This is a genomic window from Planktosalinus lacus (assembly GCF_014640155.1).
Taxonomy (GTDB): Bacteria; Bacteroidota; Bacteroidia; order Flavobacteriales; family Flavobacteriaceae; genus Planktosalinus; species Planktosalinus lacus.
The window spans coordinates 65,977-79,634 of record NZ_BMGK01000008.1 but is presented as its reverse complement, the minus strand read 5'-3'; the positions used below and the strand labels follow the sequence as shown (position 1 = coordinate 79,634).

Here is a 13,658-nt window from a genome sequence, read left to right as displayed (position 1 = left end):
AACTTTGCGATACTTTGTGTTACTCTGTGGTATAGTTTTATTATTAGAGTCTTTCAAAGTTGTACCGCAGAGTTACACAAAGAATATCAATACTAAAAAATCAACAACTAAACTTTTAGTAACTGATTTATCAATTCTTTACATTTGGCCGCCGGATTGCTGTGTTTCATAAAGTATTCGCCAATTAAAAATCCGTCAAACCCATTTGCCTTTAGTTGCTTGATGGTTGCTATGGAATCAATACCGCTTTCGGCTATTTTTAGTTTTGATTTTGGAAGCATTGCTGCCAAACGGATGCTGTTTTCCACTGAAACTTCAAAAGTGGATAAATTCCTGTTGTTAATTCCAAAAGCATCTGCTTTGCTATCGCTATGGTTTAATACCTCAGCCTCCGTATGGGTTTCCAGTAATACTTCCATTCCCAGTTGGTGTGCCAGGGCCGTAAAGTTATCAATTTCACTGACCGAAATCATTTTTGCAATCAGCAAAATCGCATCGGCGCCAAGGGATTTTGCCTCTATGATTTGATACTCATCAACGATAAAATCCTTTCTGAGGATGGGACAGTAATTAAAACGCCTTGCCGTGGACAGATCTCCTTTTTTGGCACCAAAAAAATGTTCATCGGTCAAAATAGAAAGAGCTGCTGCTCCTGCCTGCATATAACCAATGGTCACGTCTTCAGGGTCTGCATATTTGTTGATATCCCCTTTTGAGGGGGATTTTCGTTTGAACTCAGCGATGATTCCGCTGCGGTTAGGATCTCCCACATATTCAGAGAAAGAAACACAGGGACTTTCAAAGAAAATACTTTGTTCCAGGAGTTTTATGGGGTAGATGGCTTTTTGCTTTGCTACCTCTTTGATTTTATGTTGTTTGATGGTTTCGAGTATGTTCATTGCAGCGCGATTAATTTTGTGAGTGTTTGTTTTGCTTTGCCTCCAAGTAGGGATGCTTCAGCCAACTGTATAGCTGTTTCTGTGTTGTATTTGTTGTGATAGCTCTTCATGGCGACCGCAGCATTGGCAAGCACGACCTGATTCTGTGCCCGGGTGCCTTTTCCGTCAAGGATATTGTTGAAAATTGTGGCTGAGTCTTCTATAGTTTCCCCACCGTAAATTTCACTTTGGGTTGTTTTTTCAAAACCAAAAGCTGCCGCATTTGTAATATATTCTTCCTCATTGGTCAGGATTTTGGTGTCTGAAGTCAGGGTGATTTCGTCATAGCCATCCAGTCCAAACACTATGGCATATTGCATATCGTCTTCCTGAAAAAGATAGTGATACATTCGGGCGAGTTCCATACTGAATACACCGGTCATCTGTATTTTCGGTTGGGCGGGATTTACCAGCGGACCCAGCATATTGAAAAAGGTTTTAACACCCAGCTCTCTTCTCACCGGAGCCACAAACCGCATTGCAGTATGAAACAAGGGCGCGTGCATAAAGCAGATGTTTGCTTGGTCGAGTTGCTGTTTGAGTTTGGATTCATCGGTATGAAAAACAACACCCATCGCTTCCAGCACATTGGAGGAGCCTGAAATGGAGGAAACCCCATAATTCCCATGTTTGGCAACCGGAATGCCCGCTCCCGCCACCACAAGGGAAGTGAGCGTGGAAACATTAAAAGTATTTTTACCGTCTCCACCAGTACCGCACACATCCATCGGGTTAAAATCTGATAAATCCACTTTGATGGCAAGCTCCAGCAAGGCTTCCCGAAAGCCTCTTAATTCTTCGATGGTGATGTTCCGCATGATGAAGGCCGTTAAAAAAGAGGCAATTTCATTATGATTGTATTTTTCTAAAGCAATGTCCATCAAGATTTGCCTGGCTTCTTTTTTGCTCAGTGTTTTATGCTGATAGAGGTATTCTAAAATCTCTTTCATGTGTATTCTCTTTTATTGTTTTACCCAGTTTTCAAGCAATTGGCTGCCGTGTTCTGTCAATACCGATTCCGGATGAAATTGCACACCACGCAAATCAAAACTTCTGTGTTTTAATGCCATAATGTTTCCGAAGGCATCCTGCGCCAACACTTCCAAATCTGCGGGTATTAACGGTTTTACCACCCATGAATGATAATGCCCGATTTTGAACTGTTTTGGAATGTTTTTAAACAAATAATCGTCGGTCGTTACTTCGATTTGTGAGGCGATACCGTGCAAAGGGCTTTTCAGGTTGTGGAGCAGCCCTCCAAAACTTTCGGCAATGGCCTGATGGCCCAGGCAAACACCAAGAATGGGTTTTGACGCACCAAATTCGCTAATCACTTGGGGCATCAAACCGGCGTCTTTAGGAATTCCGGGACCCGGTGATAGAACAATTTTGTCATAGCTTTCGATGATTTCGAGGTTAAACTTGTCATTTTTAATAACATGCACTTGATTCACATCCAGATTTTCCAGATAATGCACAATGTTGTACACAAAGGAGTCATAATTATCAATAACTAATATTTTCATTTTAAAGTGTTTTTGCAAGTTCTATAGATTGACGTAAAGCGGATAGCTTGTTTTCGACTTCAGTAAGTTCACTTTCGGGAACCGATTTCGCCACAATACCACATCCTGCCTGATAAGTCAAGGTGTTTTTCCTGCTCAAAAAAGAACGGATAAAGATAGCGTGATTAAAGGAACCGTTCAAACCAATAATCCCGATGGTTCCTCCGTAGAAACCCCGACTTTGGGGTTCATTTTCATCAATGATTTGCATCGCTCTGTGTTTGGGTGCGCCGGATAAAGTACCCGCCGGATAGGTGTCTCCTAAAATTTTAATTGGGTTGTAATCTTCGGACAGTTGTGCGCTCACTTTAGAAACCAAATGGATTACGTGTGAGTAATATTCCACCTGCTTAAAACTATCAATAGTCACTGCATTGCTGTTTTTACTCAAATCGTTTCGTGCCAGATCCACCAGCATAATGTGCTCTGCATTTTCTTTGGGGTCTTCGCTTAAGGCTTTGGCAAGTTCGGCATCTTCTTGGGCGTTTCCGGTGCGTTTGAAGGTGCCTGCAATGGGGTTGATGATGGCTTTTTGATTGGAAATGGTGAGTTGGGCTTCAGGGGAAGAACCAAATATTTTAAAGTTTCCGAAATCAAAATAAAACAAATAAGGCGACGGATTAATGGACCGCAATGCCCTGTACACATTGAACTCATCGCCTTTAAATTTCTGGAAATACTTTCGCGAAAGCACGACCTGAAAGACATCGCCCTTATAGCAATGGTCAATGCCTTTTTTGATTTTGGTTACAAAGTCTGAATCATTAAAATTGGATGTTTCGGCCTCCACTGTTGAAAATTTATACTGAGAAATGGTGCGGTGGTTTAATACATCCTCGATTTCAGATAAATTGGAGTTTTCATCCTGAGCCAATTGCTCAACAAGGAAAAGTTCGTTGTTGAAATGATTGAATACAATGATGTACTTAAAAAGATGGTACTCAATGAGAGGCAGGTCAAAATTGTCATTCTTAAAGTCAATTTCCTCAAACAACGGAATCGCATCATAAGAGGTGTAGCCAAAAAGACCGCTGGTCACAAAGTCATAGTCCTTCCCTTCTGATTGAAACGATTTTGCAAAGGTGTTCAATGATTCAGCAATCCGGGTTTCACCGTTTTTTAACTCCTGTTTTTGACCGTTGGGAAAAACCATTTTAGTAAGATTTCTTTCCACTGAAAAGGAAGCAATGGATTGCAGGCAGATGTATGAAAAACTGTTTTCCTTGCTTTTGTAATCAGAACTTTCCAGCAAAAAACAACCCGGGTATTTATCCCTGAATTTGAGGTACACTTCCACCGGTGTGTGAGTATCGCTGAGTGTTTTCTTAATGTTTGTTTGAAACGTAAATGTCATTGGTTTGTTCTTTAATTCTCATTTTTTTGCATAAAAAAACCCGCTGGATTCAGCGGGCTTGGTTTATTTTGGTTACAAAACAACATGGCACAACTATCTGAATCCTATTTGGGATTTAGATTGCCACCACCAAGTGTTGTATTGATTTGAATTTCTCATAATGAAAGACAAATATAACCAAGTGATTTTAAAATCCCACTTTTTTTATGAAAATATTATTTTGCCCTCAATTGGAGTACGTGTTCAATTTCTTCCAACGAAAATCCTTTCGCCTTGAGCAAAATCAACAAGTGAAACAGTAAATCGGCTGCTTCATTTTTAAACAACTCATCGTTGGAATCTTTGGCCTCGATGATTAATTCTACAGCTTCTTCGCCCACCTTTTGTGCTACTTTATTGATGCCTTTTTGCATTAAATCCCGGGTGTATGATTTCTCATCACCACTTTCCACACGTTGTTGAATGGTTTGTTCCAGTTGGTAAAGAAATCCTTTAGACGTTTCTTCTTTAAAACAGGAAGTACTCCCGGTGTGGCAAGTAGGTCCCATCGCTTTGGCTTTGATAAGCAGAGTGTCCTGATCACAATCAATTAAAATATCCTTAACCAACAAAAAATTGCCGGATGTTTCACCCTTGGTCCACAAGCGGTTTTTACTTCTGCTGAAAAAAGTGACTTTGCCTTCAGTTTTGGTTTTAGCGTAGGCTTCTTCATTCATATAACCAAGCATCAATACCTGACTGCTGGCAAAATCCTGAATAATGACCGGCACCAGGCCGTTTGTTTTTGAAAATTCTATAGACATCTTACGGGTATTTTTTGGTTTTGTAAATAGGTTTTAAGCTGCGGGATGGGTATTTCTCCAAAGTGAAAAATACTAGCCGCCAGCGCAGCACCGGCTTTGGTTTCCTGAAAAACTTCCTTAAAATGAGCCATCGTCCCTGCCCCACCCGAAGCAATCACCGGAATGTTGACTACCTCACTTATAGTGTTTGTGATTTCGATTGCAAAACCATTTTTAGTTCCGTCGTTGTTCATGGAGGTGAGCAGGATTTCACCGGCTCCGCGGCGTTCTGCTTCCAATGCCCATTCCAACGCATCGAGTTCTGTGGATGTTTTTCCACCGTGACTGAATACCTTCCAGTTTCCTTGGGTGTTTTTTACATCCATAGCCACCACAACACACTGATTGCCAAAATAGTTTGAAACTTCTGTAATCAATTGGGGGTATTTAATGGCGGCACTGTTGATGCTCACTTTATCGGCACCCGCAAGAATGACAGCTTTGGCGTCTTCCAACGAATTGATCCCACCGCCCACAGTAAACGGAATATTGATAGCCGAAGCTATTTGAGTCACCAATGCAACCAGTGTTTTTCGCTTTTCAAGGGTGGCGGTGATGTCAAGGAAAACGAGCTCGTCTGCGCCTTCTTCCACATAGCGTTTGGCGAGTTCGATGGGGTCACCCGCATCGCGGATATCCACAAAATTAACGCCTTTAACGGTCCTGCCATTGGCGATGTCCAGACAGGGTATGATTCTCTTTTTTAGCATAGTTTCTCTAATTCTTTTAAGGTGATCCGTCCTTCATAAATCGCTTTTCCTAATATCACCCCGGCGCAACCCAGTTCGCGGAGTTTTATCAGGTCATCAAACTCTGAAACACCACCACTGGCGATGAGTTGGACGTTGGTTTCTTTTATTATTTCGGTGTAGAGCTTAAATGAAGGCCCTTGGAGCATTCCGTCTTTGGAGATGTCTGTACAAATCACTTGTTGGATGCCTTTGGATGTATAGCTTTTTATAAACTCAACTACATCAAGCCGTGAGGTTTCTTTCCAACCATGGGTAGCGATTTTTCGGTCGAGGGCGTCTGCGCCTAAAATTATTTTATCTGCTCCATACACTTGCAGCCAATTTTCAAAAATAACGGGTTCACTCACTGCAATACTCCCCCCTGTAATCTGATGGGCGCCGTTTTCGAAAGCAATTGTAAGGTCAGCATCTGTTTTTAAACCGCCGCCAAAATCGATTTTCAAACTCGTTTGCGAGGCGATTTGATACAACACCTTGTGATTGACAATGTGTTTTGACCGGGCACCGTCAAGATCTACGAGATGCAGGTATTGGATGCCGTGGTCTTCAAACGATTTGGCGACTTCAAGCGGATGCTCGCTATACGTTTTCTGCGTGTCATAATCACCTTTGGTGAGTCGCACACATTTTCCGTTGATGATGTCTATGGCTGGTATTATTTTCATATTTCCAAGAAGTTTTTTAGGATTTGCTCACCTATCCCAGCGGACTTTTCAGGGTGAAATTGGGTGGCATAAAAGTTGTCTTTTTGCATGGCTGCACTAAAATCAATTCCGTAGTTACAGATAGCTTTGGTATCCTTTGAAACTTCCGCATAATAACTGTGTACAAAATAGACATCGTCTACTACTGAAATACCTTTGAGCAACTTACTCTCTTTGACTTCCAATACATTCCAACCCATATGCGGAACGATCAACTCATTGGGAAATCGCTTTACTTCAGCATCAAAAACTCCAATACAGCTAGTGTCATTTTCTTCGCTGTGTTTGCAGAGCAACTGCAACCCCAAACAAATTCCCAAAACAGGTTGTTTTAACGATTGAATCAATATGTCCAGTTCCCGTTTTTTCAGATACCTCATAGCGGTGCTTGCCTCGCCCACTCCGGGAAAGATGACTTTAGCTGCTTTTTGTAAAACTTGCGGGTCATCGGTCACCACACACGAGTATCCAAGTCGCTCCACAGCGTTTTTTACAGAGGTGGTGTTTCCGGCGTTGTATTTTAGAATTGCGATCATAAGGTTCCTTTTGTGCTGGGGATGGAATAATTTTCGGTTTTTGAGACGGCAGTTTGAATCGCTTTCGCAAATGCCTTGAAAATCGACTCAATCTTGTGGTGTTCATTGTCACCTTCAGCTTTGATGTTTAGGTTGCATTTGGCATGGTCGCTGAAAGATTTAAAAAAGTGCATAAACATTTCAGTGGGCATCTCGCCTATTTTTTCTCGTTTAAAATCGGCTTCCCAAACCAACCAGGGTCTGCCACCAAAATCAATGGCTACTTGTGCAAGACAGTCATCCATTGGTAGTAAAAATCCATAACGGGCAATCCCTTTCTTAGAACCCAAAGCCTTTAAAAACGCCTCCCCAAACGTAATGGCGACGTCTTCAATGGTGTGGTGTTCGTCAATATGCAAGTCCCCCTGAACGGCAATCTCCAGATCGAGATTCCCATGCTTGGCGATTTGCTCCAGCATATGGTCAAAAAAACCAAGCCCCGTTTGAATGCTGCTTTTGCCCGAGCCATCAAGGTTGACAGTGACATTGATTTGGGTCTCATTGGTGGTGCGCTCCACAGTTTCCTTTCGCGGCAGCGCTTTTAAAAAGGTGTATATTTCTTTCCAGGAAGTGGTAGTCAAAGCCGCATCCGGATTTGTTTCGTTACCTATAAAAATAGCTTGGGTGTTGATGTTTTTTGCCAGCTGTACATCGGTATTTCGGTCACCAATCACATAGGAGTTTTCCAAATCATACGTTCCTTTGATGTAGTGAGTAAGCAAAGCCGTACCGGGTTTTCGGGTGGGAGCATTCTCTTCAGGAAACGATTTATCAATAAGGACTTCCGAAAAGTGTACGCCTTCATTTTCAAAGGCTTTGATGATTTTATTCTGCGCCGGCCAAAAGGTATCTTCGGGAAAAGAGGCTGTCCCTAATCCGTCCTGATTGGTCACCATCACCAATTCAAAGTCCAGCTCGTTGGCAATACGGGCCAAATATTGAAATACCCCTGGATAAAATTCGAGCTTTTCCAGACTATCCAACTGAAAGTCAATAGGAGGCTCTATGACAAGTGTGCCGTCGCGGTCTATAAATAGGACTTTTTTCATAGTTTGTAATTTTTTAAAGTGTTGATGAGTTGTGAGTTTTCTTCAGCAGACCCGACAGTGATACGGATGCAGTTTTTGATACTGCTATTCCGGTTTCTGACAATGATGTTATGGTTGACAAGGTTTTCATAAATCTCGTTGGCATTTTTAAACTCGACCAATAGAAAATTGGCGTCTGACGGATAGATTTTAATGACCTCATCGAGTTCTGACAACTGATTGATTAGCTGTTCCTTTTCATTAAGAATCAAACGAATCCTATCCTGAACAAGCGAGTAATTTTCAAGCATCTCCAAAGCTGCTTTTTGATTGAGTGCACTCACATTGTAGGGCGGTTTTACTTTGTTCAACAATGCAACAATCGATTCATTTGCATAGGCAACACCTACTCGGGCAGCTGCCAGACCAAAGGCTTTGCTGAATGTCTGTGAGACAATCAGGTTAGGATATTCAGGAAGCTTTTCAATTAAGGAAGCTCTTTCTGAAAAATCGATATAGGCTTCATCGACGACTACAATGGTGTTGTATTCAAGCAACTTTTCAATGTTATAAATGCTGTTTCCGGTGGGGTTGTTTGGCGAACAAACAAACACAATTTTGATGTTTTTGTTTTGCTCCATTTGCTGAAAGAAGGCTTCAAAGTCAATCTGAAAATCGGGGGTTAACTTAACCCTTATAACTTCCACATTGTTGATACCGGCTGACACTTCATACATTCCATAGGTAGGTGGAAACGTAATTACTTTGTCTGTTCCCGGTTCACAAAAAATGCGAAAAACAAGATCGATAATTTCATCGCTTCCATTTCCGATAAAGATGTTTTTGGAAGGAATGTCTTTAAGCTGACTCAATTTTTCTTTCAATGCTTTTTGGTACGGATCGGGATAGCGGTTCAACGTGCCAAACGGATTTTCATTGGCGTCCAGAAAAATACCTTCTGAACCGCTAAATTCGTCACGCGCACTGGAATAAGGCTTCAGCGCACGAATGTTTTCTCTTACTAAACGTTCTAACCTATTCATTTTCTAACCTTTTAAGTCTTAATGTGACCGCATTTTTGTGTGCCTGAAGTTCTTCAGCAGCAGCCATTAGTTCGATTGCAGGGCCAATGTTTTTGATTCCCCGGGCGTTGAGTTCCTGAAAGGTGATTTTCTTTACAAAACTATCCAGTGAAACCCCGCTGTAATTGCGGGCATAGCCATTTGTGGGCAGGGTGTGGTTGGTGCCGCTGGCATAATCGCCGGCGCTTTCACAACTGTAATTTCCAAGAAAAACAGAGCCTGCATTGGAAATACTTGGAAGTACTTCAGTATAATTTTCAATCGCTAAAATCAAGTGTTCAGGAGCATATTGATTGCTGAAGTTGATACATTCGGTTATCGAATTGAATAGAATGGCTTTACTGCTCAAAAGCGCTTGTGCTGCCAGTTGCTTTCGCGGAAGCGCTTCCAGTTGGATGGTGATTTCTTCAAGCACGGCAGCGATGATTGTTTCGTTATCAGAAAGCAACATCACCTGACTGTCTGTGCCGTGTTCTGCTTGGGAAAGTAAATCGGCGGCGACAAAGGCAGGAACGGCACTTGCATCTGCAATAACCAACACTTCGCTGGGTCCGGCGGGCATATCGATGGCGACGCCATAATTTTGTGCCAGTTGCTTGGCAGCCGTGACATATTGATTGCCCGGACCAAATATTTTATCCACCCGGGGGATGCTTTCAGTTCCAAAGGTCATCGCGCCAATGGCTTGAATGCCACCCACTTTGTATAGCTTTGTAATTCCTATGAGTTGGGCAGTATATAAGATCGCCGGATGGATGTTTCCGTTTTTATCAGGTGGGGTGCACAACACAATTTCGGGGCAACCGGCAATTTTTGCGGGTATTCCCAACATCAAAACCGTTGAAAAAAGTGGTGCTGTTCCTCCCGGAATATAAATTCCTACGCGGTCTATGGGCCTGCTTTCGCGCCAGCAAACTACGCCCGGGGTGGTGGTTGTTTTTTGTGGTTGTTCTATTTGAGTCTTGTGAAACGTTTCAATGTTTGCAGCCGCCTGTTGAATGGCTTGTTGTAGATCCTCCGGCACATTTGAAACGGCCTGTTGAATTTCTTCTTCAGTGACTTGAAGTTTTTCTATCTCCACGGCATCAAACAGGTTGGTATAAGACCTGACGCTCTCATCGCCATTGTTTTGTATGGCCTGGAATACCTTTTGAACAGTATCTGAAATGGAGCTGTAATCTATCAAAGGGCGCTTTGATAACTCAGCCCAGGATTTAGGATTGGGAAATTGTATTTTTTGCATCTGTTCTATTTTTAGAGTACCATTTTTTCAATAGGGACAACCAGAATTCCTTCTGCGCCGTTTTCTTTTAGCCGGTCGATGACATCCCAGAATTCATCTTCCTTGACGACCGAATGCAAACTGCACCAGTCTTTATCTGCTAAAGGCAAAATAGTGGGTGATTTCATTCCGGGGAGTAACCGGGTGATTTGATCGAGGGCTTTTACCGGGCAATTGAGAAGGATGTATTTGTTACCACTACCGTTTTGAACAGCGTTGATTCTAAATAACAGCCTGTTGAGAATCTCTTGTTTTTCGTCACTGAGGCCTGTATTGGAAATCAAAACAGCTTCACTCTTGGTCACTACTTCCACCTCTTTGAGACCGTTCATCAAAAGTGTGCTTCCGGTACTGACAATGTCAAAAACAGCATCGGCCAGGCCGATTCCTGTGGCGATTTCAACACTGCCGCCTATCTCTTCAATTTCAACCTCGATCTTGTTGGAATTAAAATACTTTTGAAGGATGGTGGGATAAGAAGTAGCGATGCGCTTTCCGGAAAAATACCGGATGCCTGTATACGTTTCATCTTTGGGAATGGCAAGTGACATTTTGCAGTTGGCAAAACCCAGTTTGGTAATGACGGTTACTTTTTTGTCCTTTTCCCACACCTCGTTTTCGCCGAGAATTCCCAGATCGGCTACCCCTTGTTCCACATATTGGGGAATGTCATCATCGCGCAGAAAGAGGATTTCGATGGGAAAGTTTGAAGACTCGGCTTTGAGTTTGCGTTCGCCGTTTGATATCTGGATGCCACACTCCTGGATGAGTCGTATGGACTTTTCGCTTAAGCGGCCACTTTTTTGGATGGCAATTTTTAGTTTACTCATTTTCTGTTTTTGTTGTGTCTGAGTAAAACCAAAAGGAAGTCATGAAAAAACCCGTCAGAAGTACTCAGACGGGTTTTAAATTTTATGTGTGCATACTACATAGAATCATCAGCGCGCCTGGAGCCCGGTATGATGATGGTGATGTAGTGTGATGAAATTCATTTGTTGCTTATTGATGCTGCAAATATATTTGATTTTTTTAAATAGAAAATTGTTTTACCAAAAAATTAAGAAACTAAACAAAGATTGTGCTTGACTTAATCATAATTTTCGCAATATTTTCCTCGATTTTTTGCCCCAACCCTAAAAGGTGAAATTGAGGAAAATTAGACTTATTGATGTGATTTATCAAAACTGATTTACCTTTTAATCAATGTTAGAGAAATTGTATCAGTTATTAAAAATGGTTAATAAATAAAACCCGAAATCCTTTGAACCCATTTAAAATGTAGTATTTTTAAACTTTTCAAATTCAGTGGCTATCTGAGTTTCAGAGTGCACATAATCAAAGAATTAACTCCCAATGATCAATTTATACAATACCCAAATCGAGTCACTTTCCATTCATAAAGTGGGAAACAAAAGCAGAAATGAATCGGTGATTTTATCACAAAGTCCTTACAAACTGGACGACGAATTAACGCCCTTAATCAAAGAGTTCTTCTTCAAACCCTTCAGGGATAAAGAGGAAACTTATTATCAATTTACTCATGAAAGTGATTTAGAGTTTCACCCTTTGTACAATCTTATCAGTCAACTGTTTGACAACCCGGACAATGCCCATCAATTGAGCTTGGAAATCACCAAACACCTCTATGCACAATCAGAACATCCACACATTAAAAGCGGTGAAGTGTATGTGACCTATCTGGAAAACATGCAGATTGATAATGAGAAAGTAGATGGTGTGGGGATTTTTAAATCTGAAATCAAACAGGACTTTTTACTGTTTGACGAAAAAGAAAACCAGCTGGACCTCATCCTTCAGCAAGGCATCAACCTCAACAAACTGGATAAGGGTTGTTTGATCTTCAACACTAAAAAAGAAGAAGGTTATAAAGTGCTTTCAGTAGATTCCAACAAATATGACACCCGCTATTGGCTGGAAAGCTTCCTGGGGGTTTCATTGTTTGAAGATGAAAACTTCTACACTAAAAAATACCTCAAGTTCTGTCAGGACTTTGCCCGTGATGTAGTCCTTCCGGCGGAAGACAAGCAGCAGGAAGTGATGTTTATGAACCGCAGTGTAAACTACTTTGCTAAAAACGACGAGTTTGAGGAAAGTAACTTTATGAACGAGGTGATAGACAACCCTGAGTTACATCCTGAATTCAAACATTACAAACAGGAAAAAGCACCCAAATACCACATTGAAGACGTTTCAAATTTCCCCATCGCCAACAATGCAGTAACGGCAGCACGGAAAAAAATCAAAAACATCATCAACCTCGATACCAACATCCAGATAAAAATGGATTTTATCAATCCCGATTCTGCTGAACGTTTTATCGAAAAAGGCTGGGACGAAGAAAAGCAAATGTATTATTACCTGGTGTACTTCAATAAAGAGCAGAAAACTTAATTACTGCAGCGCTTTTATTTCGGCTACTTTTTTAGTGCTTACGGTTTCGTAGTTTCGCTTGATAAAATCGAGTGCAGTCTTAACAATCTGCCCCATGGATTTGCAACGTTTAAACTTCATATCATAAGTCAAATCATACAGCTGAGTCCGTAACTCCTTTAAGTTGGATGTGGATGAAATCTGATCCCGCATCATACAACGAACCAATGCCCGCAAGCGGCTTTGGGAAGATATAATCCGTTTGGCCAGCAAGGAGCGTTCTTCCTTACGATATTGCTCGATGGACGTTTCGTGCAGTTTGGAAGCTACCAAATCAACCATTTTAAAGTTTTCCTTAAAAAACTGGGGGCGGTATACCTTTAAATTTCCTTCATAACATTGCTGGTCAAAATCAATGGCCCTGATCTTGTATTTCACCTGATCAAAGTCGTGGGTGGGCACAATCACATAATTGTATGAACGCATATCGCCCAGCAACAACATCATACAGCGCTCATTAAACTTGACAAACTCCTTGGCGATTTGTGTTTTCCCATTGGTGTCTAAATTTTCCAATTCCTGTTCTATAAACACATCACCGGGGATGCCTGCAATATGTTCCTCAATCAAGGTGTCTCCGTGCACTACAAAGTTGATCCTGTTGGGTGAGAGTATATGTTCCAGTTCCAATCCGTAAATACGGGAGGCATCGGCGCGTTTGATGTAAAAATAAGTGTAATTGTCGTTCAGGATGTTTCTTATCTTGATCCTGAAAGGTTTGGAGTTCCCAAAGGTGCAGTAATCGATGGCATCCACATTCAGGAATTCGGTGATGTCATCCCCGCCGTCTGAAAACAGGATGGTATAGACCTGTTTCAGGTTGTGATCCAGTTCTTTGCGTTCAGAATCTGAATAGTAAACACTTACCCACAGGGTATCATTATCATCCTTGTCATAAACCGCTACCGAGCCCGTAAACCGCTGCAAGTCATCATAAAACACCGGAATGGTCATATCACGGTTGTATTTTTTTAAATATTGAAAAAGAAAGTCCTTTACGGGAAAGGAGGGTTTCTTTTTTGACATTAATTTTTCTTCCATACCTTTGAGTGTGTCAGCAAAGTTACAATCTTTATTAAAGCTGA

The 13,658-nt window shown here is 41.6% G+C and carries 14 protein-coding genes; 1 reads left to right on the top strand and 13 read right to left on the bottom strand.

The window, feature by feature from the left end; all coding sequences use genetic code 11:
• Positions 1 to 107: 107 nt before the first annotated feature.
• The 12 genes from trpC to hisG form a co-directional block, all read right to left on the bottom strand.
• Entirely contained in the window at positions 108 to 899 is a 792-nt protein-coding gene (trpC, locus tag IEV69_RS10475; protein WP_188442221.1) for an indole-3-glycerol phosphate synthase TrpC, read from the bottom strand.
• The gene (gene trpD / locus IEV69_RS10470; protein WP_188442219.1) at positions 896 to 1,888 is read right to left on the bottom strand and encodes an anthranilate phosphoribosyltransferase; all 993 of its coding nucleotides are present in this window, start codon (positions 1,886 to 1,888) and stop codon (positions 896 to 898) included. The genes trpC and trpD overlap by 4 nt, the downstream gene beginning before the upstream one ends.
• Positions 1,889 to 1,900: 12 nt before the next feature.
• On the bottom strand, positions 1,901 to 2,464 hold the full coding sequence (locus IEV69_RS10465; protein ID WP_188442217.1) for an anthranilate synthase component II: 564 nt from the start codon (positions 2,462 to 2,464) through the stop codon (positions 1,901 to 1,903).
• Between the two features lies 1 nt (position 2,465).
• A complete protein-coding gene (locus IEV69_RS10460) occupies positions 2,466 to 3,857 on the bottom strand; it encodes an anthranilate synthase component I family protein (RefSeq protein WP_188442215.1) in 1,392 nt (463 codons plus the stop codon).
• Between the two features lie 215 nt (positions 3,858 to 4,072).
• A complete protein-coding gene (hisIE, locus tag IEV69_RS10455; RefSeq protein ID WP_188442213.1) occupies positions 4,073 to 4,660 on the bottom strand; it encodes a bifunctional phosphoribosyl-AMP cyclohydrolase/phosphoribosyl-ATP diphosphatase HisIE in 588 nt (195 codons plus the stop codon).
• Complete coding sequence (hisF, locus tag IEV69_RS10450) at positions 4,651 to 5,409, bottom strand: imidazole glycerol phosphate synthase subunit HisF (RefSeq protein ID WP_188442211.1); 759 nt, start codon at positions 5,407 to 5,409, stop codon at positions 4,651 to 4,653. The genes hisIE and hisF overlap by 10 nt, the downstream gene beginning before the upstream one ends.
• Positions 5,403 to 6,116 carry a 1-(5-phosphoribosyl)-5-[(5-phosphoribosylamino)methylideneamino]imidazole-4-carboxamide isomerase gene (gene hisA, locus IEV69_RS10445; protein ID WP_188442209.1) on the bottom strand — a complete coding sequence of 238 codons (714 nt, stop codon included), beginning with the start codon at positions 6,114 to 6,116 and terminating at the stop codon, positions 5,403 to 5,405. The genes hisF and hisA overlap by 7 nt, the downstream gene beginning before the upstream one ends.
• On the bottom strand, positions 6,113 to 6,691 hold the full coding sequence (hisH, locus tag IEV69_RS10440) for an imidazole glycerol phosphate synthase subunit HisH (RefSeq protein ID WP_188442207.1): 579 nt from the start codon (positions 6,689 to 6,691) through the stop codon (positions 6,113 to 6,115). Before hisH ends, hisA begins: the two co-directional genes overlap by 4 nt.
• On the bottom strand, positions 6,688 to 7,779 hold the full coding sequence (hisB, locus tag IEV69_RS10435) for a bifunctional histidinol-phosphatase/imidazoleglycerol-phosphate dehydratase HisB (protein WP_188442205.1): 1,092 nt from the start codon (positions 7,777 to 7,779) through the stop codon (positions 6,688 to 6,690). The genes hisH and hisB overlap by 4 nt, the downstream gene beginning before the upstream one ends.
• A complete protein-coding gene (gene hisC / locus IEV69_RS10430) occupies positions 7,776 to 8,801 on the bottom strand; it encodes a histidinol-phosphate transaminase (protein ID WP_188442203.1) in 1,026 nt (341 codons plus the stop codon). Before hisC ends, hisB begins: the two co-directional genes overlap by 4 nt.
• Positions 8,794 to 10,083 (bottom strand): histidinol dehydrogenase, encoded by a 1,290-nt coding sequence (gene hisD / locus IEV69_RS10425; RefSeq protein WP_188442201.1) that lies wholly within the window; start codon positions 10,081 to 10,083, stop codon positions 8,794 to 8,796. The genes hisC and hisD overlap by 8 nt, the downstream gene beginning before the upstream one ends.
• Positions 10,084 to 10,094: 11 nt before the next feature.
• On the bottom strand, positions 10,095 to 10,952 hold the full coding sequence (hisG, locus tag IEV69_RS10420) for an ATP phosphoribosyltransferase (protein WP_188442200.1): 858 nt from the start codon (positions 10,950 to 10,952) through the stop codon (positions 10,095 to 10,097).
• Between the two features lie 523 nt (positions 10,953 to 11,475).
• Between hisG and IEV69_RS10415 the strand changes: the two genes are divergently transcribed.
• Positions 11,476 to 12,534, top strand: coding sequence for a nucleoid-associated protein (locus tag IEV69_RS10415; RefSeq protein WP_188442198.1), 1,059 nt, complete (start codon positions 11,476 to 11,478; stop codon positions 12,532 to 12,534).
• On the opposite strand, the gene IEV69_RS10410 is transcribed toward IEV69_RS10415, so the two are convergent.
• Positions 12,535 to 13,614, bottom strand: a complete 1,080-nt coding sequence (locus IEV69_RS10410; protein ID WP_188442196.1) for a hypothetical protein — start codon at positions 13,612 to 13,614, stop codon at positions 12,535 to 12,537.
• Between the last annotated feature and the right edge of the window lie 44 nt (positions 13,615 to 13,658).